35 protein-coding genes are annotated in these 23,144 nt (G+C 64.7%); 34 read left to right on the top strand and 1 reads right to left on the bottom strand.

All coding sequences use genetic code 11. The features are described 5' to 3' along the window. The first annotated feature begins 210 nt into the window (after positions 1-210). The 4 genes from rpsL to tuf all read left to right on the top strand — a co-directional run bounded on the left by rpsL (position 211) and on the right by tuf (position 4,656). Positions 211-585, top strand: coding sequence for a 30S ribosomal protein S12 (gene rpsL, locus ACIQCY_RS04800; RefSeq protein ID WP_120147087.1), 375 nt, complete (start codon positions 211-213; stop codon positions 583-585). Between the two features lies 1 nt (position 586). Then, positions 587-1,057: a 30S ribosomal protein S7 gene (gene rpsG, locus ACIQCY_RS04795; RefSeq protein ID WP_087076905.1), complete on the top strand. Its 471-nt coding sequence runs from the start codon at positions 587-589 to the stop codon at positions 1,055-1,057. 87 nt (positions 1,058-1,144) lie between these two features. Then, the gene (fusA, locus tag ACIQCY_RS04790) at positions 1,145-3,259 is read left to right on the top strand and encodes an elongation factor G (protein WP_400482736.1); all 2,115 of its coding nucleotides are present in this window, start codon (positions 1,145-1,147) and stop codon (positions 3,257-3,259) included. Positions 3,260-3,465: 206 nt separating this feature from the next. Then, positions 3,466-4,656, top strand: a complete 1,191-nt coding sequence (tuf, locus tag ACIQCY_RS04785) for an elongation factor Tu (protein WP_400482735.1) — start codon at positions 3,466-3,468, stop codon at positions 4,654-4,656. Between the two features lie 126 nt (positions 4,657-4,782). Here tuf and ACIQCY_RS04780 read toward each other — a convergent pair whose 3' ends face one another. After that, a complete protein-coding gene (locus tag ACIQCY_RS04780) occupies positions 4,783-5,169 on the bottom strand; it encodes a VOC family protein (RefSeq protein ID WP_400482734.1) in 387 nt (128 codons plus the stop codon). Positions 5,170-5,642: 473 nt separating this feature from the next. Here ACIQCY_RS04780 and rpsJ point away from each other — a divergent pair, with 473 nt between their 5' ends. From rpsJ to ACIQCY_RS04630, 30 genes are all read left to right on the top strand, one after another. Then, complete coding sequence (rpsJ, locus tag ACIQCY_RS04775) at positions 5,643-5,951, top strand: 30S ribosomal protein S10 (protein ID WP_026531952.1); 309 nt, start codon at positions 5,643-5,645, stop codon at positions 5,949-5,951. A gap of 16 nt (positions 5,952-5,967) precedes the next feature. Beyond that, positions 5,968-6,624 (top strand): 50S ribosomal protein L3, encoded by a 657-nt coding sequence (gene rplC / locus ACIQCY_RS04770; protein WP_400482733.1) that lies wholly within the window; start codon positions 5,968-5,970, stop codon positions 6,622-6,624. Between the two features lie 4 nt (positions 6,625-6,628). Beyond that, positions 6,629-7,252 carry a 50S ribosomal protein L4 gene (rplD, locus tag ACIQCY_RS04765; protein WP_400482732.1) on the top strand — a complete coding sequence of 208 codons (624 nt, stop codon included), beginning with the start codon at positions 6,629-6,631 and terminating at the stop codon, positions 7,250-7,252. Then, on the top strand, positions 7,249-7,554 hold the full coding sequence (gene rplW / locus ACIQCY_RS04760) for a 50S ribosomal protein L23 (RefSeq protein WP_026531955.1): 306 nt from the start codon (positions 7,249-7,251) through the stop codon (positions 7,552-7,554). The genes rplD and rplW overlap by 4 nt, the downstream gene beginning before the upstream one ends. 31 nt (positions 7,555-7,585) lie before the next feature. Then, complete coding sequence (gene rplB, locus ACIQCY_RS04755) at positions 7,586-8,425, top strand: 50S ribosomal protein L2 (RefSeq protein WP_055768070.1); 840 nt, start codon at positions 7,586-7,588, stop codon at positions 8,423-8,425. 12 nt (positions 8,426-8,437) lie between these two features. After that, entirely contained in the window at positions 8,438-8,719 is a 282-nt protein-coding gene (rpsS, locus tag ACIQCY_RS04750; RefSeq protein ID WP_104050958.1) for a 30S ribosomal protein S19, read from the top strand. A gap of 37 nt (positions 8,720-8,756) precedes the next feature. Then, positions 8,757-9,122 carry a 50S ribosomal protein L22 gene (rplV, locus tag ACIQCY_RS04745; protein WP_055768073.1) on the top strand — a complete coding sequence of 122 codons (366 nt, stop codon included), beginning with the start codon at positions 8,757-8,759 and terminating at the stop codon, positions 9,120-9,122. Beyond that, complete coding sequence (rpsC, locus tag ACIQCY_RS04740) at positions 9,123-9,968, top strand: 30S ribosomal protein S3 (RefSeq protein WP_087076893.1); 846 nt, start codon at positions 9,123-9,125, stop codon at positions 9,966-9,968. Beyond that, positions 9,969-10,385 carry a 50S ribosomal protein L16 gene (gene rplP / locus ACIQCY_RS04735; RefSeq protein ID WP_087030089.1) on the top strand — a complete coding sequence of 139 codons (417 nt, stop codon included), beginning with the start codon at positions 9,969-9,971 and terminating at the stop codon, positions 10,383-10,385. Between the two features lie 2 nt (positions 10,386-10,387). After that, a complete protein-coding gene (gene rpmC, locus ACIQCY_RS04730; RefSeq protein WP_400482731.1) occupies positions 10,388-10,732 on the top strand; it encodes a 50S ribosomal protein L29 in 345 nt (114 codons plus the stop codon). Then, complete coding sequence (gene rpsQ, locus ACIQCY_RS04725; protein WP_400482730.1) at positions 10,729-11,037, top strand: 30S ribosomal protein S17; 309 nt, start codon at positions 10,729-10,731, stop codon at positions 11,035-11,037. The genes rpmC and rpsQ overlap by 4 nt, the downstream gene beginning before the upstream one ends. A 351-nt stretch (positions 11,038-11,388) precedes the next feature. After that, positions 11,389-11,757 (top strand): 50S ribosomal protein L14, encoded by a 369-nt coding sequence (gene rplN, locus ACIQCY_RS04720; protein WP_049829173.1) that lies wholly within the window; start codon positions 11,389-11,391, stop codon positions 11,755-11,757. 3 nt (positions 11,758-11,760) lie between these two features. Beyond that, the gene (rplX, locus tag ACIQCY_RS04715) at positions 11,761-12,135 is read left to right on the top strand and encodes a 50S ribosomal protein L24 (protein WP_400482729.1); all 375 of its coding nucleotides are present in this window, start codon (positions 11,761-11,763) and stop codon (positions 12,133-12,135) included. Next, positions 12,135-12,710, top strand: a complete 576-nt coding sequence (rplE, locus tag ACIQCY_RS04710; RefSeq protein ID WP_400482728.1) for a 50S ribosomal protein L5 — start codon at positions 12,135-12,137, stop codon at positions 12,708-12,710. The genes rplX and rplE overlap by 1 nt, the downstream gene beginning before the upstream one ends. 87 nt (positions 12,711-12,797) lie before the next feature. After that, positions 12,798-13,196, top strand: coding sequence for a 30S ribosomal protein S8 (rpsH, locus tag ACIQCY_RS04705; protein ID WP_043440638.1), 399 nt, complete (start codon positions 12,798-12,800; stop codon positions 13,194-13,196). A gap of 18 nt (positions 13,197-13,214) precedes the next feature. After that, entirely contained in the window at positions 13,215-13,751 is a 537-nt protein-coding gene (gene rplF, locus ACIQCY_RS04700; protein ID WP_400482727.1) for a 50S ribosomal protein L6, read from the top strand. 2 nt (positions 13,752-13,753) lie between these two features. Beyond that, positions 13,754-14,137, top strand: a complete 384-nt coding sequence (gene rplR, locus ACIQCY_RS04695; RefSeq protein ID WP_400482726.1) for a 50S ribosomal protein L18 — start codon at positions 13,754-13,756, stop codon at positions 14,135-14,137. A 29-nt stretch (positions 14,138-14,166) separates the two neighbouring features. Next, on the top strand, positions 14,167-14,874 hold the full coding sequence (rpsE, locus tag ACIQCY_RS04690; RefSeq protein WP_400482725.1) for a 30S ribosomal protein S5: 708 nt from the start codon (positions 14,167-14,169) through the stop codon (positions 14,872-14,874). Beyond that, on the top strand, positions 14,874-15,092 hold the full coding sequence (gene rpmD / locus ACIQCY_RS04685; protein ID WP_400482724.1) for a 50S ribosomal protein L30: 219 nt from the start codon (positions 14,874-14,876) through the stop codon (positions 15,090-15,092). Before rpsE ends, rpmD begins: the two co-directional genes overlap by 1 nt. Further along, positions 15,092-15,589: a 50S ribosomal protein L15 gene (rplO, locus tag ACIQCY_RS04680; RefSeq protein ID WP_400482723.1), complete on the top strand. Its 498-nt coding sequence runs from the start codon at positions 15,092-15,094 to the stop codon at positions 15,587-15,589. Before rpmD ends, rplO begins: the two co-directional genes overlap by 1 nt. Before the next feature lie 225 nt (positions 15,590-15,814). Then, a complete protein-coding gene (gene secY / locus ACIQCY_RS04675) occupies positions 15,815-17,125 on the top strand; it encodes a preprotein translocase subunit SecY (RefSeq protein ID WP_400482722.1) in 1,311 nt (436 codons plus the stop codon). Between the two features lie 5 nt (positions 17,126-17,130). Next, positions 17,131-17,694, top strand: coding sequence for an adenylate kinase (locus ACIQCY_RS04670; protein WP_400482793.1), 564 nt, complete (start codon positions 17,131-17,133; stop codon positions 17,692-17,694). A gap of 9 nt (positions 17,695-17,703) precedes the next feature. Further along, entirely contained in the window at positions 17,704-18,531 is an 828-nt protein-coding gene (gene map / locus ACIQCY_RS04665) for a type I methionyl aminopeptidase (RefSeq protein ID WP_400482721.1), read from the top strand. Between the two features lie 315 nt (positions 18,532-18,846). After that, positions 18,847-19,068: a translation initiation factor IF-1 gene (infA, locus tag ACIQCY_RS04660; protein ID WP_019481515.1), complete on the top strand. Its 222-nt coding sequence runs from the start codon at positions 18,847-18,849 to the stop codon at positions 19,066-19,068. Between the two features lie 21 nt (positions 19,069-19,089). After that, a complete protein-coding gene (rpmJ, locus tag ACIQCY_RS04655; RefSeq protein WP_043440658.1) occupies positions 19,090-19,203 on the top strand; it encodes a 50S ribosomal protein L36 in 114 nt (37 codons plus the stop codon). Positions 19,204-19,366: 163 nt separating this feature from the next. Beyond that, positions 19,367-19,744, top strand: coding sequence for a 30S ribosomal protein S13 (gene rpsM, locus ACIQCY_RS04650; protein WP_307084227.1), 378 nt, complete (start codon positions 19,367-19,369; stop codon positions 19,742-19,744). Positions 19,745-19,881: 137 nt separating this feature from the next. Then, complete coding sequence (rpsK, locus tag ACIQCY_RS04645; RefSeq protein WP_104052715.1) at positions 19,882-20,283, top strand: 30S ribosomal protein S11; 402 nt, start codon at positions 19,882-19,884, stop codon at positions 20,281-20,283. 150 nt (positions 20,284-20,433) lie between these two features. Then, positions 20,434-21,444, top strand: a complete 1,011-nt coding sequence (locus tag ACIQCY_RS04640) for a DNA-directed RNA polymerase subunit alpha (RefSeq protein ID WP_055769255.1) — start codon at positions 20,434-20,436, stop codon at positions 21,442-21,444. 66 nt (positions 21,445-21,510) lie between these two features. After that, complete coding sequence (rplQ, locus tag ACIQCY_RS04635; RefSeq protein ID WP_400482720.1) at positions 21,511-22,110, top strand: 50S ribosomal protein L17; 600 nt, start codon at positions 21,511-21,513, stop codon at positions 22,108-22,110. Between the two features lie 22 nt (positions 22,111-22,132). Next, on the top strand, positions 22,133-23,104 hold the full coding sequence (locus tag ACIQCY_RS04630; RefSeq protein WP_400482719.1) for a tRNA pseudouridine synthase A: 972 nt from the start codon (positions 22,133-22,135) through the stop codon (positions 23,102-23,104). The last annotated feature ends 40 nt before the right edge of the window (positions 23,105-23,144 follow it).

Below are 23,144 nucleotides of genomic sequence, written 5' to 3'. Positions count from 1 at the left end.
GGCGTTGCGAAACGTATCTCCGCGTTGTACGTAAGTTGTATAACGAATGCCACATTTTCGCACGCCTACAGTCGTTCTGCGGCAGTTGTCAGTGGGTGTTGCGCCAAACGACTGATCATCCCGACTTCTGGATGGTGCGGCCCTGCTGAGCCGCCCTCGCCGCGGAGTAGGGCGACAGAGATCACTTCAGACATTACGGAGAACACGAAAGTGCCTACGATTAACCAGCTGGTCCGCAAGGGCCGGACACCTAAGGTCTCCAAGACCAAGGCGCCCGCACTGAAGGGCAGCCCCATGAAGCGCGGCGTTTGCACCCGCGTCTACACCACCACCCCGAAGAAGCCGAACTCGGCCCTGCGCAAGGTCGCCCGCGTGCGCCTCAACGGCGGCATCGAAGTCACCGCCTACATCCCCGGTGTGGGTCACAACCTTCAGGAACACTCCATCGTGCTCGTGCGCGGCGGCCGTGTGAAGGACCTTCCCGGTGTCCGCTACAAGATCATCCGTGGCGCGCTCGACACCCAGGGCGTGAAGAACCGCAAGCAGGCTCGCAGCCGCTACGGCGCAAAGATGGAGAAGAAGTAATATGCCTCGTAAGGGCCCGGCCCCGAAGCGGCCGCTCGTACTCGATCCCGTCTACGGCTCACCCCTGGTCACGCAGCTGATCAACAAGGTGCTCGTCGACGGCAAGAAGTCCACCGCAGAGCGCATCGTCTACGGCGCACTCGAAGGCGCACGCGCCAAGTCCGGCGGCGACCCCGTCGCAGCCCTCAAGAAGGCCATGGACAACGTGAAGCCGACCCTCGAGGTCCGCTCACGTCGTGTCGGTGGCGCGACCTACCAGGTTCCCGTCGAGGTCAAGCCCGGTCGTTCGACCGCCCTGGCCCTCCGCTGGCTCGTGGGCTACTCCAAGGCCCGCCGCGAGAAGACCATGACCGAGCGCCTCCAGAACGAGATCCTGGACGCGTCGAACGGTCTCGGTGCCGCAGTCAAGCGCCGCGAGGACACGCACAAGATGGCCGAGTCGAACAAGGCCTTCGCACACTACCGCTGGTAGCAGATCTGCCGGCCGGACCGTTTCCCCACCAGGGCCGGCCCGGCCGGCAGCCCAGCAGAACTCCATTTTCGTATTAAGGGAGACACCGTGGCACAGGACGTGCTTACCGACCTCAACAAGGTCCGCAACATCGGCATCATGGCCCACATCGATGCCGGCAAGACCACTACTACCGAGCGCATCCTGTTCTACACGGGTGTCAACCACAAGATCGGCGAGACGCACGACGGCGCCTCCACCACCGACTGGATGGAACAGGAGAAGGAGCGCGGCATCACCATCACGTCTGCCGCCGTGACCTGCTTCTGGGAGAACAACCAGATCAACATCATCGACACGCCCGGCCACGTGGACTTCACGGTCGAGGTCGAGCGTTCGCTGCGCGTCCTCGACGGCGCTGTCGCAGTGTTCGACGGCAAGGAGGGCGTCGAGCCCCAGTCGGAGACCGTATGGCGCCAGGCCGACAAGTACGAGGTCCCCCGCATCTGCTTCGTCAACAAGATGGACAAGCTGGGCGCCGACTTCTACTTCACGGTGGACACCATCATCAGCCGCCTGGGCGCCAAGCCCCTCGTGCTGCAGCTCCCCATCGGTGCCGAGAACGACTTCATCGGCGTCGTGGATCTTCTGCACATGCGCGCCCTCGTGTGGCCCGGCGATGCCAAGGGTGACGTCACCATGGGTGCGAAGTACGAGATCCAGGAGATCCCGGCCGACCTCAAGGAGAAGGCCGAGGAGTACCGCGCGGCACTCGTCGAGACCGTCGCCGAGTCCTCCGACGAGCTCATGGACAAGTACCTCGAAGGCGAAGAGATCTCCGTCGACGAGCTCAAGGCCGGCATCCGCAAGATGACGATCAACTCCGAGCTCTACCCGATCCTCTGCGGCTCCGCGTTCAAGAACCGCGGTGTGCAGCCGATGCTCGACGCCGTCATCGACTACCTGCCCTCGCCCCTCGACGTCCCCCCGATGATCGGACACGATCCCCGGAACGAAGAGATCGAGCTCACGCGCAAGCCCAGCACGGAGGAGCCTTTCTCGGCCCTCGCGTTCAAGGTCGCGACGCACCCGTTCTTCGGCCAGCTGACGTTCATCCGCGTGTACTCCGGGCATGTCACGGCCGGTACGCAGCTCGTGAACTCGACGAAGAGCAAGAAGGAGCGCATCGGGAAGCTCTTCCAGATGCACGCCAACAAGGAGATCCCCGTCGAGGAGGCTTCGGCCGGACACATCTACGCGGCGATCGGCCTGAAGGACACCACCACCGGTGACACCCTCTCCGACTCGACGAACCAGATCGTGCTCGAGTCCATGAGCTTCCCCGCGCCGGTGATCTCGGTGGCGATCGAGCCGAAGACCAAGGGTGACCAGGAGAAGCTGTCCACGGCCATCCAGAAGCTCTCCGCCGAGGATCCCACGTTCCAGGTCTCCCTGAACGAGGACACCGGTCAGACGATCATCGCCGGCATGGGCGAGCTCCACCTGGACATCCTGGTGGACCGCATGCGCCGCGAGTTCCGCGTCGAGGCGAACGTGGGCAAGCCCCAGGTCGCCTACCGCGAGACCATCCGGAGCAAGGTCGCGAAGCACGACTACACCCACAAGAAGCAGACGGGTGGCTCCGGCCAGTTCGCGAAGATCCAGATCGCGATCGAGCCGATGGAGGTCGAGGAAGGTGTCATGTACGCCTTCGACAACAAGGTGACCGGTGGCCGCGTGCCCCGCGAGTACATCCCGAGCGTCGACGCCGGCATCCAGGATGCCCTCAACGACGGCGTCCTCGCCGGATACCCCGTGGTCGGCATCAAGGCGACCCTGCTCGACGGCGCCTACCACGACGTCGACTCCTCGGAGATGGCGTTCAAGATCGCCGGCCGGATGGCTTTCAAGGAAGCCGCACGCATGGCGAAGCCCGTGCTGCTCGAACCCCTGATGGAGGTGGAGGTCCGCACGCCCGAGGAATACATGGGTGAAGTGATCGGCGACCTCAACTCCCGTCGCGGCCAGATGCAGTCCATGGAGGACGCCAGCGGCGTGAAGGTCATCACGGCCCACGTGCCCCTCTCGGGCATGTTCGGCTACATCGGTGACCTGCGGTCCAAGACCCAGGGCCGTGCCGTGTACTCCATGAAGTTCGACAGCTACTCCGAGGTCCCGAAGGCAGTCGCCGACGAGATCATCCAGAAGACTCGCGGCGAGTAGCAACCCCTCCCGGAAACGGGAATCCCGGGAAGCGTGGCCGGCCTGTCCAAGGGCAGGCCGGCCCGCTTCCCAGCTTCCGGACCAAGCCGGACCGGCAGTGCAGAGCAATTTCATCAAAACAAAAGCCCCCAGTAGACTTGCATGAGTTTCAGCTGCGAAAAGCGCGGCTGGGAAGCAGATCTTCTCAAACGTTCTAGGAGGAACCCGTGGCGAAGGCAAAGTTCGAGCGGACTAAGCCGCACGTTAACATCGGCACCATCGGTCACGTTGACCATGGAAAGACCACGTTGACGGCTGCCATTTCCAAGGTGCTGTACGACAAGTACCCCACCCTCAACGAGCAGCGTGACTTCGCGTCGATCGACTCGGCTCCCGAGGAGAAGCAGCGCGGCATCACGATCAACATCTCGCACGTTGAGTACCAGACCGAGAAGCGCCACTACGCACACGTAGACGCCCCCGGTCACGCTGACTACATCAAGAACATGATCACCGGCGCGGCCCAGATGGATGGTGCGATCCTCGTGGTTGCCGCCACCGACGGTCCCATGGCGCAGACCCGCGAGCACGTGCTGCTCGCCCGCCAGGTCGGCGTCCCCTACCTGCTGGTCGCGCTGAACAAGTCCGACATGGTCGACGACGAGGAGCTCCTGGACCTCGTCGAGATGGAGGTCCGCGAACTGCTCAGCTCGCAGGGCTTCGACGGTGACGAAGCTCCTGTCGTCCGCGTCTCCGGCCTCAAGGCCCTCGAAGGCGACCCCGAGTGGGTCAAGTCCGTCGAGGAACTGATGGAAGCTGTCGACAACAACGTGCCGGACCCCGTGCGCGACAAGGACAAGCCCTTCCTGATGCCCGTCGAGGACGTCTTCACGATCACCGGTCGTGGAACCGTCGTCACCGGCCGCGCCGAGCGTGGAACCCTTGCCATCAACTCCGAGGTCGAGATCGTCGGCATCCGCCCGGTCCAGAAGACCACGGTCACCGGTATCGAGATGTTCCACAAGCAGCTCGACGAGGCTTGGGCAGGCGAGAACTGTGGTCTGCTCCTCCGCGGCATCAAGCGCGAGGACGTAGAGCGCGGCCAGGTCATCGTGAAGCCGGGTTCCATCACCCCGCACACCGATTTCGAGGCCAACGTCTACATCCTGGCCAAGGACGAGGGCGGGCGTCACAACCCGTTCTACTCGAACTACCGTCCGCAGTTCTACTTCCGCACCACGGACGTGACCGGCGTCATCACCCTCCCCGAGGGCACCGAGATGGTCATGCCCGGCGACAACACTGAGATGACCGTAGAGCTCATCCAGCCCATCGCCATGGAAGAGGGCCTCGGCTTCGCGATCCGCGAAGGCGGCCGCACCGTTGGTTCGGGACGTGTCACCAAGATCCTGAAGTAGTCCTCCGACTGCTGACGTGATTTTCAAGAAGGGCCCCGCTGCTGTAGCAGCGGGGCCCTTCTTGTGTCGGTGCTGGGGTGCGGACAGCCGGTTCTTCGGCCGGTGGCCCTGAAGGGGGGAGGAGGTTCAGGTCGTCAGCTGGTGGAGGCAGAGGATGTTCTGCTCCGTGTCGGTGAACCAGGCTGCCCTGCCCATCCCGTCCTCCGCGATGTGGTTGACGGTCTTCAAGCCGGGCAGGTCGTAGTCCTCGAATTTCACCCCTCGCGATTCGAGGGCTTCCAGTTCCGTCGCGAGGTCCTCGACCTCGAAACTGATCTCCGTGTTGCCGGACGGAACAGCGTCCGGCTTGAGCATGAGCTGTTGTATTCCGCTGTGTCCGTCGTCGCTGAACGTGATGGTCCCGTGGTCCATGGGGCCCATCGCGGTGAGCCCGAGGGACCCCTCATAGAAATTTCGCGCACGATCCATGTCCTTCACGGGCAGGATCGTCGTCGTCTTGTTGGGGCTGAGCATGGCCGAACTCCTCTCGTACTGGTGGGACCCCTCACACTAGCGACGCGGCGCCCTCTTCGACCCGGGTCTTCCTACCTGTCTTCGGGTGGAGGATGGTCGGGCGGGGGAGTGGCAGGGCCCTCCCGATTGGCGTTATCCCGGCGTCTCTGCCACACTGGACAAGTTGTTCAAGCGCTCGCGCGCGCGGTCTGAGACCTCCTCCCGGTCAGGATAATGCCTGATGCAGGGATCCGGTCCGCCGGCACGTGCGGCCCAAATATAATCCACCCCGTTCGGCTCGGCCGGAATTCGCGGACCGTGTGTGTCCAGGAAACACGACACGCCCGAGCGCGGGGGTCGGAGACCTGGCAGGGTGAGGAACCCGGATCCTTCCGGATTCAGCCTGATCAGGACGCGTCGCACAACGGACGCAGGAAATGTACGTACGTACCGGAACTGCCCAGGCAGTTATGTAGAGAGAGAGTCGAGACGCCATGGCGGGACAGAAAATCCGCATCCGGCTGAAGTCATATGACCACGAGGTCATTGATGTTTCAGCGCGGAAGATCGTTGAGACGGTGACGCGCGCAGGCGCAACGGTAGTGGGCCCCGTGCCGCTGCCCACGGAGAAGAACGTTTTCGTTGTCATCCGGTCCCCGCACAAGTACAAGGACAGCCGTGAGCACTTTGAGATGCGTACTCACAAGCGTCTGATCGACATCATTGACCCCACGCCCAAGGCCGTCGATTCGCTGATGCGTCTCGACCTGCCTGCGGACGTGAACATCGAAATCAAGCTGTAAGGGAGAGCGGATACATATGTCTACTTCACTTACGCGCCAGGTCAAGGGCCTGCTGGGCATCAAGCTCGGCATGACCCAGGTCTGGGATGAGAACAACATCCTCATCCCCGTCACCGTCGTCCAGGCGGACTCGAACGTCATCACCCAGCTCCTCAGCGAGGACAAGGACGGCTACACGGCCGTCCAGATCGGCTTCGGCCAGATCGATCCCCGCAAGGTCACCAAGCCGCTCGCCGGCCACTTCGACAAGGCAGGCGTCACGCCCCGCCGTCACGTGGTCGAGCTGCGCACGTCCGACGCCGACACCTACTCGCTCGGCCAGGAACTCTCCGTGGAGATGTTCGAGGCCGGCCAGACCGTCGACGTCATCGGCACCACCAAGGGCAAGGGTTTCGCCGGTGTCATGAAGCGCCACGGGTTCCACGGTGTTGGAGCCTCGCACGGTGCCCACAAGAACCACCGCAAGCCCGGTTCCATCGGTGGAGCATCCACCCCCAGCCGCGTCTTCCGTGGAATGAAAATGGCAGGCCGCATGGGTGCCGTTCGTCAGACCACGCTGAACCTCAAAGTTCACGCTGTCGACGCCGAGAAGTCGCTGCTGCTGATCAAGGGTGCCGTACCCGGCGCCCGCGGCCAGGTCGTCCTCGTACGCACCGCCGTGAAGGGAGCATAGCCACATGGCTGCCAACACTGTAAATGTCGATTTCCCCGCGGAGATCTTCGACGCACAGACCAACATCCCGCTGCTGCACCAGGTCGTCGTGGCCCAGCTTGCGGCTGCCCGTCAGGGTACCCACAAGACGAAGACCCGCGCCGAGGTGAGCGGCGCAGGCCGCAAGCCGTTCAAGCAGAAGGGAACGGGCCGCGCCCGCCAGGGCTCGATCCGCGCTCCGCAGATGACCGGTGGCGGTATCGTCCACGGGCCCACGCCCCGCGACTACAGCCAGCGCACCCCCAAGAAGATGATCGCCGCCGCCCTGCGCGGAGCGCTCTCGGACCGGGCACGCAACGGCCGCATCCACGTCCTCGATTCCCTGGTTGCCGGCGACAAGCCGTCGACCAAGGGTGCCATCGAGACCCTGCGTTCGATCTCCGAGCGGCCCCGCCTGCTCGTGGTCATCGAGCGTGCCAACGACGTCGCCGCACTGTCCGTGCGCAACGTCCCCGCAGTGCACGTCCTCTACGTAGACCAGCTCAACACGTACGACGTGCTGGTCTCCGATGACGTGATCTTCACCAAGGCCGCCTACGACCAGTTCGTCGGTGCGTCTGCTGTCATCTCCGAGGAGGATGCCAAGTGAGCGGCACCATCGCAAAGGATCCGCGCGACGTCGTCATTGCACCCGTCGTCTCGGAGAAGAGCTACGGCCTGATCGACGAAGGCAAGTACACCTTCCTGGTCGACCCGCGTTCGAACAAGGAAGAAATCAAGCTGGCGGTCGAGAAGATCTTCTCCGTGAAGGTCGACTCCATCAACACCATCAACCGGGTTGGCAAGCGCAAGCGCACCAAGTTCGGCTGGGGCCAGCGCAAGGGCACCAAGCGTGCCATCGTGTCCCTCAAAGAGGGCTCGATCGACATCTTCGGCGGTCCGCTCTCCTAGAGCGGAGACCACTTTAACGAGGAATTGAGTTATGGGAATCCGTAAATACAAGCCGACAACCCCGGGCCGTCGTGGCTCGAGCGTTGCCGACTTCGCTGAAATCACACGGTCGACGCCGGAAAAGTCGTTGGTCCGTCCCCTTCCCAAGAAGGGTGGACGAAACAACACCGGTAAGATCACGACCCGCCACAAGGGCGGTGGACACAAGCGCCAGTACCGCCTGATCGACTTCCGCCGCCACGACAAGGACGGCGTCGACGCCCGCGTTGCCGAGATCGAGTACGATCCCAACCGCACCGCGCGCATCGCCCTCCTGCACTACGTCGACGGCACCAAGCGCTACATCGTCGCGCCGAACAAGCTCAAGCAGGGCGACTTCGTCGAGGCCGGGGCCGGGGCCGACATCAAGCCCGGCAACAACCTGCCGCTGCGCAACATCCCCGTCGGTACCGTCATCCACGCCGTCGAGCTCCGCCCAGGCGGCGGCGCGAAGATGGCACGCTCCGCCGGTGCATCGGTCCAGCTCGTCGCCAAGGAAGGCCGCTTCGCCCAGCTGCGACTGCCCTCCGGCGAGATCCGCAACGTCGATGTCCGCTGCCGCGCGACGATCGGCGAGGTCGGCAACGCCGAGCAGTCGAACATCAACTGGGGCAAGGCTGGCCGTAACCGCTGGAAGGGCATCCGCCCGACCGTCCGCGGTGTCGCCATGAACCCGGTCGACCACCCGCACGGTGGTGGCGAGGGCAAGACCTCCGGTGGACGCCACCCGGTCAACCCGAACGGTAAGGCCGAAGGCCGTACCCGTCGCCCCAACAAAGAGAGCGACTCACTCATCGTGCGTCGCCGTCGTTCCGGCAAGAACAAGCGATAGGAGCCTGGAGACATGCCACGCAGCCTGAAGAAAGGCCCCTTCGTCGATCAGCACCTTTTCGTAAAGGTCGCTCGCGAGAACGAAACGGGCACGAAGAACGTCATCAAGACGTGGTCCCGCCGCTCCATGATCATCCCCGACATGCTCGGGCACACGATCGCGGTGCACGACGGGCGCAAGCACATCCCGGTGTTTGTCACCGAGTCGATGGTCGGGCACAAGCTCGGCGAATTCGCTCCCACGCGGACTTTCCGCGGCCATGTTAAGGACGACCGCAAGGGCAAGCGCCGCTAGGCGCTGCTCTTACGGCTAAGACGAGAGAAGGAAAGCAATGGAAGCCAAGGCTATTGCGCGTCATATCCGCGTAACGCCTATGAAGGCCCGGCGCGTCGTCAACCTTGTTCGTGGTAAGCAGGCGAATGAGGCTCTGGCTATTCTGAAGTTTGCCCCACAGGTTGCTTCGGAGCCGGTTTTCAAGGTGGTCCAGTCGGCGATGGCCAACGCACGAGTCCTCGCGGACCGTGACGGCGTTGCCTTCGACGAGGACAACCTCATCATCAGCGAAGCATTCGTCGATGAAGGCCCCACGATGAAGCGGTTCCGTCCGCGTGCCCAGGGCCGCGCGTTCCGCATCAACAAGCGGACCAGCCACATCACGGTTGTCGTCGCTACCCCTGAGAAAGTGGAGGTCCGCTAAGTGGGACAGAAAGTAAACCCGCACGGGTTCCGACTCGGCATCACCACCGACCACAGGTCACACTGGTTCGCCGACAGCAACAAGCCGGGCCAGCGCTACCGTGACTTCGTCCGCGAAGACATCAAGATCCGCCAGCTCATGTCGACCGGCATGGACCGGGCCGGCATCGCGAAGGTCGAGATCGAGCGCACCCGGGACCGCGTCCGCGTGGACATCCACACGGCACGTCCCGGCATCGTCATCGGCCGCCGTGGAGCAGAGGCGGACCGCATCCGCGGCGAGCTCGAGAAGCTCACGGGCAAGCAGGTCCAGCTGAACATCCTCGAGGTCAAGAACCCCGAGATCGAAGCACAGCTCGTTGCCCAGGGCATCGCCGAGCAGCTTTCCTCCCGCGTGGCCTTCCGCCGCGCGATGAAGAAGGCCATGCAGTCCGCACAGCGTGCCGGCGCCAAGGGCATCCGTGTCCAGTGCTCCGGTCGCCTGGGTGGCGCCGAAATGAGCCGCTCGGAGTTCTACCGCGAGGGACGCGTTCCCCTGCACACGCTCCGTGCCAACATCGACTACGGCTTCTTCGAAGCGAAGACCACCTTCGGCCGTATCGGCGTGAAGGTCTGGATCTACAAGGGTGACGTCACGGCGAAGGAACTCGCAGCCCAGGCTGCAGCAGCTCCCTCGCGTGGCCGTGGTGGAGACCGTCCGGGCCGTGGCCCTGCCGGTGCCGACCGCGGTGGCGACCGTGGAGGCGACCGTCGTCGTCGTGCACCCGAGCGCTCCGAGGGCCAGGGTGCTCCGGCACCCGCCGAGACCGCCGCAGCCCCCGCTGCGACTGAAGGAGGACAGGCTTAAATGCTTATCCCACGTCGAGTCAAGTTCCGTAAGCAGCACCACCCGGGTCGTTCCGGCGCTGCGACCGGCGGTACCGAGGTCAGCTTTGGCGAATGGGGTATCCAGGCTCTGAGCCCGGCATACGTCACCAACCGCCAGATCGAGTCCGCTCGTATCGCCATGACCCGCCACATCAAGCGTGGCGGAAAGGTCTGGATCAACATCTATCCGGACCGCCCGTTGACCAAGAAGCCTGCCGAGACCCGCATGGGTTCCGGTAAGGGTTCGCCCGAGTGGTGGGTGGCCAACGTCAAGCCGGGCCGTGTTCTCTTTGAACTGTCCGGAGTAACCGAAGAGGTAGCCCGCGAAGCCCTGCGCCTCGCGATCCACAAGCTGCCGCTGAAGGCACGCATCGTGCGTCGTGAGGGTGGTGAATAGTTATGGCTCTGGGTTCAAAGGAACTGGCAACAGACCAGCTGGACGGCTTCGATAAGGACCGCCTGGTGGAAGAACTGCGCAAGGCCAAGGAGGAGCTGTTCAACCTCCGCTTCCAGTCGGCCACCGGCCAGCTCGAAAGCCACGGTCGCCTTCGCTCGGTCAAGCGCGATATCGCCCGCATCTACACGGTGCTGCGCGAGCGTGAACTGGGTCTCCGTCCCGAGGTCGTAGCTCCCGTCGAGGAAGCTAAGCCCGCGAAGGCGGACAAGCCCAAGAAAGCCAAGAAGGCCTCCACGAAGGACGAACCTTCCGTGGACACCGAGGCTTCTGAGGAGGACGCCAAATGAGTGAGCAGCAGAGCGAGACCGTAGGAACCGAGAAGGCCGTCCACGACGCCGACTCGCGCGGCTACCGCAAGGTACGCCGTGGCTACGTCGTCTCCGACAAGATGGAGAAGACCATCGTGGTCGAGGTCGAGGACCGCGTGAAGCACGGCCTGTACGGCAAGGTGCTTCGCCGCAGCTCCAAGGTCAAGGCGCACGACGAGCAGAACGTCGCCGGCATCGGCGACATGGTCCTGATCAGCGAGACCCGCCCGCTGTCCGCCACCAAGCGGTGGCGACTGGTCGAGGTCATCGAGAAGGCCAAGTAGCACCAGCACCAGCACCATCCTGGAGCCGGCCCCGCCGGCACCACCGACGATGCCCCGGACACGATTTCGTGTCCGGGGCATCTTCGCGATACTATAAGAATCTTGTCTGTCTGGTGGGCTGGCGCATGCCCTCACGAGGTTTCCTCGCAGGGCGTCCCTCAGGGGTTTCCTTCACACCGGGCACATAGGCAAAAGCCCGATAATCTTGTTCACCACAATCCCACCGTGCGGACGTTCGACGCATGGACGCGCGCCTAGGCGTGCACGTGGTGAGTACCAGTATTACGGGGCCCACCCATATCCGTTCCGCAAGGCTCGACAAGAGAACCGGCGCGACGACAGGAGTAATCAGTGATTCAGCAGGAGTCGCGGCTAAAGGTCGCCGACAACACGGGGGCCAAGGAAATCTTGACCATCCGCGTTCTCGGAGGATCCGGGCGCCGCTACGCAGGCATCGGCGACGTCATCGTCGCCACCGTGAAGGACGCGATCCCCGGCGGCAACGTCAAGAAGGGCGACGTCGTCAAGGCGGTCATCGTCCGCACCAAGAAGGAACGCCGCCGCGCGGACGGTTCCTACATCAAGTTTGACGAGAACGCAGCAGTGATCCTGAAGAACGACGGCGACCCCCGCGGTACCCGTATCTTCGGCCCTGTCGGTCGCGAGCTCCGCGACAAGCGTTTCATGAAGATCATCTCGCTGGCGCCGGAGGTGCTGTAGTCCATGGCACAGAAGACAAAGCTCAAGATCAAGAAGGGTGACCTCGTCCAGGTCATCACCGGAGCCAAGCAGGAGCGCGGCGGAGACCGCGGCAAGCAGGGCAAGGTGCTGAAGGTGTTCCCCGAGACCAACCGCGTCCTCGTGGAAGGCATCAACCGGATCACCAAGCACACCAAGGTCGGGCAGTCGCAGCGCGGCACCAAGACCGGTGGCATCGAGGTCGTTGAGGCACCCGTGCACATCAGCAACGTCGCCGTCGTCGATCCCGAGACCAAGAAGCCGACCCGCGTCGGATTCCGCACCGAGACCGTCGAGCGTGACGGCCGCGAGCGCGTTGTCCGCATCCGCGTGGCCAAGTCATCAGGGAAGGATCTGTAATGACTGTCGAAACCGCAGAAACCCGGGTTCTTCCCCGCCTCAAGGCACGCTACGCGTCCGAGATCAAGGCTGCGCTGCAGGAAGAGTTCAGCTACGCGAACGTCAACCAGGTTCCCCGCCTGGTCAAGGTCGTCGTGAACATGGGTGTCGGTGACGCCGCCAAGGACTCCAAGCTGATCGACGGGGCCGTCAAGGACCTCACCGCGATCACGGGCCAGAAGCCGCAGGTCACCAAGGCCCGCAAGTCCATCGCCCAGTTCAAGCTCCGCGAAGGAATGCCCATCGGTGCGCACGCTACCCTGCGTGGCGACCGCATGTGGGAATTCACGGACCGCCTGATCTCCCTCGCCCTGCCCCGTATCCGCGACTTCCGGGGGCTCAACGGCAAGCAGTTCGACGGCAACGGCAACTACACCTTCGGCCTCACGGAGCAGTCGATGTTCCACGAGATCGACCAGGACCGTATCGACCGCGTACGTGGCATGGACATCACCGTCGTCACCACCGCCAAGACCGACGCCGAGGGCCGCGCGCTCCTCAAGGCGCTTGGCTTCCCCTTCAAATCCGAAGATTAATCTAACTACGTTGCAGGTCCGCTCCAGCCGTCACCGCGTGTGCCGGCCGGAATCCGGAAACCGTTTCGAGGAAGGGCAAGAGCCCACATGACAATGACAGATCCTGTCGCAGACATGCTCACGCGTCTGCGCAATGCAAACTCGGCTTACCACGACTCCGTGTCCATGCCGTACAGCAAGCTGAAGGCCCGCGTAGCGGACATCCTGAAGGCCGAGGGCTACATCGCCGGCTGGAAGGAAGAGGAAGCGGAGGTCGGCAAGAAGCTGACCATCGACCTCAAGTTCGGACCGGACCGCCAGCGTTCCATCGCCGGCATCCGCCGTATCTCCAAGCCCGGCCTGCGCGTGTACGCCAAGTCCACGAACCTGCCCCACGTGCTCGGCGGCCTCGGCATCGCCATCCTGTCCACGTCCTCCGGTCTGCTCACGGACCGCCAGGCATCCAAGAAGGGTGTAGGTGGGGAAGTCCTCGCCTACGTCTGGTAGCGGGAAAGGGAAAGAAAAATGTCACGTATTGGACGTCTCCCCATCACCGTTCCCGCAGGTGTCGAGATCGCGGTCAACGGCAACGAGGTCTCGGTCAAGGGCTCGAAGGGCGAGCTGAGCCACACGGTTCCCAGCCCCATCGAGGTCTCCCTGAACGAGGGAATCCTCACCGTCTCCCGCCCGAACGACGAGCGCGAGTCGCGTTCGCTGCACGGCCTCACCCGCACGCTGATCTCCAACATGATCGTCGGAGTCACCGAGGGCTACAAGAAGAACCTTGAGATCGTGGGCACGGGTTACCGTGTGCAGGCCAAGGGCAGCGACCTGGAATTCGCTCTGGGTTACAGCCACCCGGTCGCCGTCAAGGCACCCGAGGGCATCACCCTGACCGTCGACAGCCCCACCAAGCTCTCGGTCGCAGGCATCAACAAGCAGCAGGTCGGCGAGGTCGCTGCAACCATCCGCAAGCTGCGCAGGCCTGACCCCTACAAGGGCAAGGGCATCCGCTACGCAGGCGAGATCATCCGCCGCAAGGTCGGAAAGGCTGGTAAGTAACCATGGGTCTGAGCATCAACAAGAAGCGCAGCTCGAAGAGCAAGTCCGCCTCGCGCGGACGCCGGCACCTCCGTGTACGCAAGCGCGTATCCGGTACCGCCGTCCGTCCCCGCCTGGTCGTCAACCGTTCGGCCCGCCACGTATTCGTGCAGGTCGTCGACGACACCAAGGGCGTGACCGTAGCATCAGCCTCCACCCTCGAAGCGGACCTCCGTGCATTCGACGGTGACAAGACCGCCAAGGCCAAGCGCGTTGGCGAACTCGTTGCAGAGCGTGCCAAGGCTGCCGGTGTCGAAGCTGTCGTCTTCGACCGCGGCGGCAACAAGTACCACGGTCGCGTTGCAGCAATCGCAGACGGCGCACGTGAAGGTGGGCTGGCACTGTGACCGAGGAGAACAAGGCAAAGGAAGCCCCATTGAATACGGCTACAGAGCAGCCCGCAGCCGAAGCTCCGGCTGCAGGCGCAACTGAGACCGCGTCGGCTGATGCGAACCGTGGCCGCGGCACTTCCCGCGGTGGCGAGCGCGGCGGCAACTCCCGCGGTGGCGAGCGTGGCGGCCGTGGTGGCCGTGACGGTCGTGACGGCGGACGCAACGACGACAAGGACAAGTTCATCGAGCGCGTCGTCACCATCAACCGTGTCGCCAAGGTCGTCAAGGGCGGCCGCCGCTTCAGCTTCACTGCCCTCGTGGTGGTAGGCGACGGCAACGGCATGGTCGGTGTCGGCTACGGCAAGGCGAAGGAAGTTCCCTCCGCCATCCAGAAGGCCGTCGAGGAAGCCAAGAAGACGATGTTCCGCGTTCCGCGCATCGGTGGCACCGTCCCGCACCTGGTGCAGGGCGAGGCAGCAGCCGGCGTCGTCCTCCTCCGTCCCGCCTCCCCGGGTACCGGCGTTATCGCCGGTGGCCCGGTGCGTGCGGTACTGGAGTGCGTCGGCATCCACGACGTCCTCTCCAAGTCGCTCGGTTCCGCGAACGCCATCAACATCGTTCACGCAACCGTTGACGCGCTGAAGCGCCTCGAAGAGCCCCAGGCAGTCGCGGCCCGCCGCGGCCTGCCCCTCGACGAGGTCGCATCCCACCAGATGCTGCGCGCGATCGCAGCTCAGAAGGCAGGTGCGTAATGACCGCGATCACCCCGAAGCGCGTCCGCGTGAGCTCGGCGAAGCTGGAGATCACCCAGATCAAGTCCGCTATTGGCGGCAAGCAGAACCAGCGCGACACGCTGCGGTCCCTCGGCCTCAAGCGGATCGGCCACACCGTGGTCCGTGAAGCGGATGCCGTCACCGTCGGCATGGTCAACACGGTTCCGCACCTCTTGAAGGTTGAGGAGGCCAACTAATGGCAGAGAAGAACACTGCGGCTCCGGCCGCACCCGAGGCAAGCGCAGAGCGCGTCCACGCACTCAAGGTCCACCACCTGCGTCCCGCCCCCGGAGCCAAGACGGCGAAGACCCGTGTAGGCCGTGGTGAGGGTTCGAAGGGTAAGACTGCAGGCCGTGGTACCAAGGGAACTGCAGCCCGCTACCAGGTGAAGGCAGGATTTGCCGGCGGCCAGCTGCCGCTGCACATGCGCCTTCCCAAGCTGCGCGGCTTCAAGAACCCGTTCCGCGTCGAGTTCCAGGTCGTAAACCTGGACAAGCTGTCCGAGCTGTACCCCGCTGGCGGCGACGTCACCGTGGACAGCTTGGTGGCGAACGGTGCCGTACGCAAGAACCAGCCCGTCAAGGTGCTGGGGACCGGCGAGATCACCGTGGCCGTCAACGTCTCGGCCGACGCCTTCTCCGCATCCGCTGCAGAGAAGATCGTCGCAGCCGGCGGGACCGTCACCGAGCTGTAGGTCGCCGGCCGTCCCTCTCCCGCCGAGCGCGGGGGAGGGGGCGGCTGTGATCCATGGCACTTTGGAACTAGACTCTTGGTGGGCAGGGCTGAATCAGCCCACCAGGAGTCTTTTTTCGGCTTCGGCCACTTATCACCCCGCGGTTCTCTCGCACGGGTGACCAACCGTTAGACTCGGTTGTTGTGTACGGTCCGCCTCAGGACCAACAGACCTTCAGGAGGACGCTTGCTTAGCGCTATTGGCCGGGCATTCCGGACGCCAGACTTGCGGCGCAAGCTGTTGTTCACGCTGGGAATCATCACCATCTTCCGCCTCGGGGCCTTCATCCCCGCTCCGGGTGTCGACTACGGGAACGTCCAGCAGTGTCTCGCACTGGGCAACACCGAGGGCGGCCTCTACCAGTTCGTCAACCTGTTCAGCGGCGGTGCACTGCTGCAGGTCTCGATCTTCGCGCTGGGCATCATGCCGTACATCACGGCGAGCATCATCACGCAGCTCCTCCGGGTGGTCATTCCCCGCTTCCAGGAGCTGCACCAGGAAGGCGCCCAGGGGCAGTCCAAGCTGACCCAGTACACGCGCTACCTGACGATCGCCCTCGGCCTGCTGAACGCGACCACCCTCGTCTCCCTGGCCCGATCGGGTGCGCTGCTCGGCAACTGCCCGGTGCCCCTGATCCCGGACGACTCCCTGATCACGATCATCCTGCTCATCATCACGCTGACCGCCGGTACAGGCCTCATCATGTGGATGGGTGAGCTCATCACCGAGCGCGGTGTCGGCAACGGCATGTCGCTGCTGATCTTCACGGCCATCGCCGCCGGCTTCCCCACCTCGCTGGGCGAGATCCTCCGTACCCAGGGCGCCACCGTCTTCGCCTTCGTGCTCGCGATGGGCGTCGTCGTCGTCGCCCTCGTGATCTTCGTCGAGCAGTCCCAGCGCCGCATCCCGGTGCAGTACGCCAAGCGCATGGTCGGCCGCCGCACCCTGGGTGGGAGCAGCACGTACATCCCGATCAAGGTCAACATGGCCGGTGTCATCCCCGTGATCTTCGCGTCCTCGATGCTGTACCTGCCGAGCCTGATCGCGCAGTTCAACACTCCCCAGGACGGCACGGCGCCGGCCGCATGGGTCAACTGGATCACCACCTACCTGACCAGCGGGGACCACCCGCTGTACATGGCGATGTACTTCCTGCTGATCGTCTTCTTCACCTACTTCTACGTGGCGATCACGTTCAACCCGGACGAGGTGTCCGAGAACATGAAGAAGTACGGCGGCTTCATCCCCGGCATCCGTGCCGGACGCCCGACGGCGGAGTACCTGCAGTACGTGCTGTCCCGCATCACGCTGCCGGGCGCCATCTACCTGGGACTCGTGGCGCTGATCCCGCTGATCGCCCTCGTGGCCATCGGCGCGAACCAGAACTTCCCGTTCGGCGGTACCTCGATCCTCATCATGGTCGGCGTGGGCCTCGAGACGGTAAAGCAGATCGACGCACAGCTCCAGCAGCGTCACTACGAAGGGTTGTTGCGTTGACGAGAATGCTGATCATCGGTCCTCCCGGTTCGGGCAAGGGCACGCAGGCCGCACGGATCTCCGAGCGCCTCGGTGTCGTGGCCATCTCCACGGGGGATATCTTCCGTGACAACGTGAAGCGCGAGACGCCCCTCGGCGTCGAGGCCAAGAAGTTCATGGACGCCGGCGACTTCGTGCCCGACAGCGTCACCAACAGCATGGTGCGCGACCGCCTCGCGGCGGACGACGTGCAGGACGGCTTCCTCCTCGACGGCTACCCGCGGACCGCGGCGCAGGTCGACGAGCTCGACGACATCCTCCGCGAGAACGAGCTCGAGCTCGACGTCGTGCTGCAGCTCACCGCGGACGACGAGGAGCTCGTCAAGCGCCTCCTCGGGCGGGCCAAGCTCGACGGCCGGTCCGACGACAACGAGCAGGTGATCCGCCACCGCCTGGGCCTCTACCACGACCAGACCGAAGCGGTCGTGTCCCGGTACGCCGAGCGCGGCATCGTCACGAAGGTGGACGGCATCGGCAGCATCGACGGCGTCACCGAACGCGTCATGGCGGCCCTCAAGGTAGCGAGCTAGGACCACCGCATGTTCCGCCAGCCCAAGGTCGAATACAAGACCACCAGCCAGATGCTCGTGATGCGCGAGGCCGGTCTGGTGCTCTCCAAGGCGCTGGACCGAGCTGTCTCGGCAGCCGCCGTCGGCGTGACCACGGCCGAGCTGAACGAGGTGTTCGAGGAGGTCCTCCGCGAGGAGGGCGCCACGTCCAACTTCCTCGGCTACCACGGCTTCCCCGCCAGCATCTGCACGTCGGTGAACCACGAGGTCGTCCACGGCATCCCCGGGAACCACACCCTGCAGGACGGCGACATCATCTCGATCGACGGCGGCGCCGTCGTCCGTGGGTGGCACTCCGACTCCGCGCGCACGGTGATCGTCGGGACACCGCGTCCCGAGGACGTCCGCCTCTCCGACATCACGGAGGAGGCGATGTGGCGGGGGATCGCCGCCCTGGCCTCCGCCCGGTTCGTGGGAGACATCGGCGCGGCGATCGACGACTACGTCTCCTCGGTGCCCGGGCCGGCGCTCGGGATCCTCGAGGACTACGTGGGACACGGGATCGGCACCCAGATGCACCAGGCGCCGGACGTGCTGAACTACCGCAGTTCGAACCGCGGGCCGAAGGTGCGCGCGGGCCTGTGCCTCGCGATCGAGCCCATGCTCGTGCAGGGAGGACTGGAGACGGCAGTGCTCGACGACGACTGGACCGTCGTCACCACGGACGGCAAGCGCGCCTCGCAGTGGGAGCACAGCGTGGCGGTGCACGACGGCGGCATCTGGGTCCTCTCCGCACCCGATGGTGGGGCCTCTCGGCTCGAGCCCCTCGGGGTCACGCCGGCTCCGCTCGGCGGCTGACCGCCGGTACCGCACCGCACGAGCCCTGTACTGCACAGCCCCTGAACGACGAAAAGGTCCCGCACATGCGTGCGGGACCTTCGTCGTTGCGAGCAGTCCTCATCGCCCTCCGCGCGGCCAGGGCGCAGGGTCGGCCGGATTTAACTATCGGGGAAGAGTAGCGTACAGTCGTCTGTTGGTTGTCTCTGCTTTTCGTGCCCAATTGGGCCCCGGAGACCTCCCTGCGAGCGGAGCTCCGGCTCCCCGCGGGTGTGACAATCAAAACCCCAAACCCGTCCGCTACGCAAGTGGCGGGCATAGACGTTAGCGGAGGATATGGCCAAGAAAGACGGTGTCATTGAGATTGAAGGCACTGTGAACGAGGCGCTGCCCAACGCGATGTTCCGCGTTGAGTTGGCCAACGGTCACATTGTTCTCGCCCACATCTCGGGAAAGATGCGCCAGCACTACATTCGAATCCTTCCTGAGGACCGGGTCGTAGTGGAACTCAGCCCGTACGACCTCACCCGGGGCCGTATTGTCTACCGCTACAAATAAGAATCAACTCGAAGGAAAACCATGAAGGTCAACCCGAGCGTGAAGCGGATCTGCGAGAAGTGCCAGGTGGTCCGCCGCAAAGGCAACGTTCTCGTCATCTGCGAGAACCCGCGCCACAAGCAGCGCCAGGGCTAAGAACCTCCTCCCGAGGCTCTTCCCGCGCGTAGAAGTACATTTCACGGCAGAACAGCATCCCTGACGGGATGTACACCCCCGGCTCGGAGGCCGGGGACCGGAACACCTGTTCCGGGGACGTTCTGCTCCAGACCTCCGGTATCACCAAAGGAGCACCGCCACTATGGCACGTCTCGCTGGCGTAGACATCCCCCGCGAAAAGCGGGTAGTCATCGCGCTTACCTATATCTACGGCGTGGGCAAGACCCGTGCAGAGAAGACGATCGTCGACACGGGGATCTCCCCGAACACGCGCGTCAAGGACCTCACCGACGTCGAGCTGGTCCAGCTCCGCGACTACATCGAAGGCAACTTCAAGGTCGAGGGTGACCTCCGCCGAGAGGTCGCAGCCGACATCCGCCGCAAGGTGGAGATCGGCAGCTACGAAGGCATTCGGCACCGCCGCGGCCTTCCCGTACGTGGACAGCGTACGAAGACGAACGCCCGTACCCGCAAGGGTCCGAAGCGTACGGTCGCAGGCAAGAAGAAGGTCGGACGCTAACCCCACTGGCTCCCTGACGTGACTCGCTAGCGCTCGTCACGCCCGGGTCCCTCGCCGGCGGAGGCCCCTGTTCGCAGAGCCTCCGGTGGGATTCGATCCGACTCAATGCTTTACCCAATACCTTCGTAGGAGAAGTAATGCCCCCCAAGACTCGTGGAGCGGTGCGTAAGCCGCGTCGCAAGGACAAGAAGAACATCGCGCTCGGCCAGGCGCACATCAAGAGCACCTTTAACAACACCATCGTGTCCATCACGGACCCCAGCGGAGCAGTCATCTCCTGGGCCTCCGCCGGTGAGGTTGGCTTCAAGGGCTCACGCAAGTCCACCCCGTTCGCTGCGCAGATGGCTGCCGAAGCCGCTGCGAAGCGCGCACAGGAGCACGGCGTCCGCAAGGTCGACGTCTTCGTGAAGGGTCCGGGATCGGGCCGCGAGACCGCGATCCGCTCGCTGCAGGCCACCGGCCTCGAGGTCGGATCCATCTCCGACGTCACCCCCAGCGCTCACAACGGCTGCCGCCCGCCCAAGCGCCGCCGCGTCTAATCGGCTCTCCGGTCACCGTGCCGCCCTGCAGGACCCGCTGGGTCCGGCAGGGCGGTTCGGTGCCGTTCCAGCAGATTCCGAGCCGGCCGACCAGCAGTCCCGCCCATTTAGAAGCGTCATATAGCGGATGCTTCCTGAAAGGAAATGTACGTGCTCATTGCACAGCGCCCCACCCTGACTGAAGAAGTAGTCGCCGACAACCGCTCGCGGTTCGTGATCGAACCCCTCGAGCCCGGCTTCGGCTACACCCTCGGCAACTCGCTCCGCCGCACGCTCCTGTCCTCGATCCCCGGTGCCGCGGTTACCAGCATCCGCATCGACGGAGTGCTGCACGAATTCACCACCGTTCCCGGGGTGAAGGAGGATGTCACCGAGATCATCCTGAACATCAAGAACCTCGCCGTCTCCTCGGAGCACGACGAGCCCGTGGTCGCCTACCTGCGCAAGCAGGGACCCGGCGTCGTCACGGCTGCGGACATCGCGCCTCCCGCAGGCGTCGAGTTCCACAACCCCGACCTGCACATCGCGACCCTCAACTCGAAGGGCAAGTTCGAGCTCGAACTGACCATCGAGCGTGGACGCGGCTACGTGTCGGCCTCGCAGAACAAGTCCGGCGACTCCGAGATCGGCCGCATCCCGGTCGACTCGATCTACTCGCCGGTCCTGAAGGTCACCTTCCGTGTGGAGGCGACCCGCGTGGAGCAGCGCACCGACTTCGACAAGCTGATCGTCGACGTCGAGACGAAGGACGCCATTGCCCCGCGCGACGCCGTCGCTTCCGCAGGTACCACCCTGGTGGAGCTGTTCGGCCTCGCCCGCGAGCTGAACACCGCGGCCGAGGGTATCGAGATCGGGCCTTCGCCCACGGACGCAGCACTTGCTGCCGACATGGCGCTGCCGATCGAGGACCTCGAACTGACGGTCCGCTCGTACAACTGCCTCAAGCGCGAGGGCATCCACTCCGTGGGTGAACTCGTTGCACGCTCCGAGGCCGATCTCATGGACATCCGCAACTTCGGTGCGAAGTCCATCGACGAGGTCAAGGCGAAGCTCGTCGAGCTCGGTCTGTCCCTGAAGGATTCCCCTCCAGGCTTCGACCTTGCCGCCCGCGCTGCAGCCATCGAAGAGGACGACGCCGCCTACGGCGACGAAGAGCTCTAAAACGCTATCTGTCCGCCCGCCGCTCCCAAACGCGGCGGGACGGACACCTAATGAGGAGAAATAACCATGCCCACACCCACTAAGGGCCCACGCCTCGGAGGCGGTCCGGCGCACGAACGCCTGATGCTCGCCAACCTGGCCGCCTCACTGTTCGAGCACAAGCGCATCACCACCACGGTGACCAAGGCGAAGCGCCTTCGCCCCTACGCAGAGCGTCTCATCACGTTCGCGAAGAAGGGCGACCTGGCGTCGCGTCGTCGCGTCCTCGGTGTCATCAGCAGCAAGAGCATCGTCCACGAGCTGTTCACGGACATCGCACCTGCCGTCGCCAACCGCGAGGGTGGCTACACCCGCATCACCAAGATCGGCAACCGCAAGGGCGACAACGCTCCCATGGCCGTCATCGAACTGGTGCTTGAGCCGATGTCCGCCAAGCAGTCCGTCGTGGCCGAGGCCGAGGAGGCCAAGGCTCCCGCCGCTGCGGCAGCACCCGTCGCAGAGTCCGTCGATTCGCCCGAGTCGGCAGATTCCGTAGAGTCGGCTGAGTCGGCTGAGTCGGCAGCATCAGCCGAAGAGGTCGCGGCCGAGGACACCACGGTCGACGCCGAAGCAGGCACCGACGAGGTCGTCGTCGTCGAAGGCACCGTCGAGGACGAGAAGAAGTAATTCTTCCGCCCCGATCCACGTCATGACCATGCTCGAGCCCGCTGTCCCTCCCGGGGACGGCGGGCTCTTGCGTGTCCGGCTCGATATCGCGTACGACGGCGCGCCCTTCTCCGGGTGGGCGCTGCAGCCGGGGCTCCCGAGCGTCCAGGGTGTCCTCGAGGACGCCCTCTTCATGCTCCTGCGCCGGCGGGTGAGGCTCACCGTGGGCGGCCGGACCGACGCCGGCGTGCACGCGCGGGGCCAGGTGGCGCACGTCGACCTCACGACCGCCGAATGGGACGGCATGGCGCGGGGCCGGGAGCTCGACCCGGCGAATGCGTTCCTGCGCCGCCTGACCGGCACCATCAACCGCGAACTGACCGATGGCCTGACCGGTCGGGGGCGGTCGGCCAGGAACTCGGTGGCCGCCGTCGTCGTGCGGTCCGCCACGCCGGCCCCACCGGGGTTCGATGCGCGGTTCTCGGCGCTCTGGCGACGGTACAGCTACGCCATAGCCGACACGACCTCCGGCCAGGACCCGCTCCGCCGGCACACCACGCTCTGGTACCCGGCTCCGCTGGATGTCGCACTGCTGAACGAGGGCGCCGCACACCTGCTCGGTATGCAGGACTTCGCCGCCTTCTGCAAGCCCCGCGCGGGCTCCACCACCATCCGCGAGCTGCAGCGGTACGAGTTCGTCAGGGGGGACGACGGCGCCATCACCGCGACGGTGCAGGCGGACGCCTTCTGCCACAACATGGTGCGCGCGCTGGTCGGCTCGACGCTCCGCGTGGGCTCCGGGGAGATGCCGCCGGTATGGCTGGCGGAGAGGCTCGCCGCCCGCCTCAAGGACGCCCGGTCCATCCTCGCGGCGCCGCACCCGCTCGTCCTCGAGGAGATCGCCTACCCCGGGGACGGTGAGCTCGCCGCGCGCGCGGACCTCACGCGCGCCCGCCGCAACGCGGGCCACCTCTCGTCGCCGTCCGGCAGCTCCACGGCGGGCGACGCCGGATAGTCGTGCCGACCGCACGGAACGGGCCGGGACGGAACTGGCC

Origin of the sequence: Arthrobacter sp. NPDC092385 (assembly GCF_044755105.1) — a bacterium.
GTDB lineage: Bacteria > Actinomycetota > Actinomycetes > Actinomycetales > Micrococcaceae > Arthrobacter_D.
This window is presented reverse-complemented; position numbering and strand designations above follow the sequence as displayed.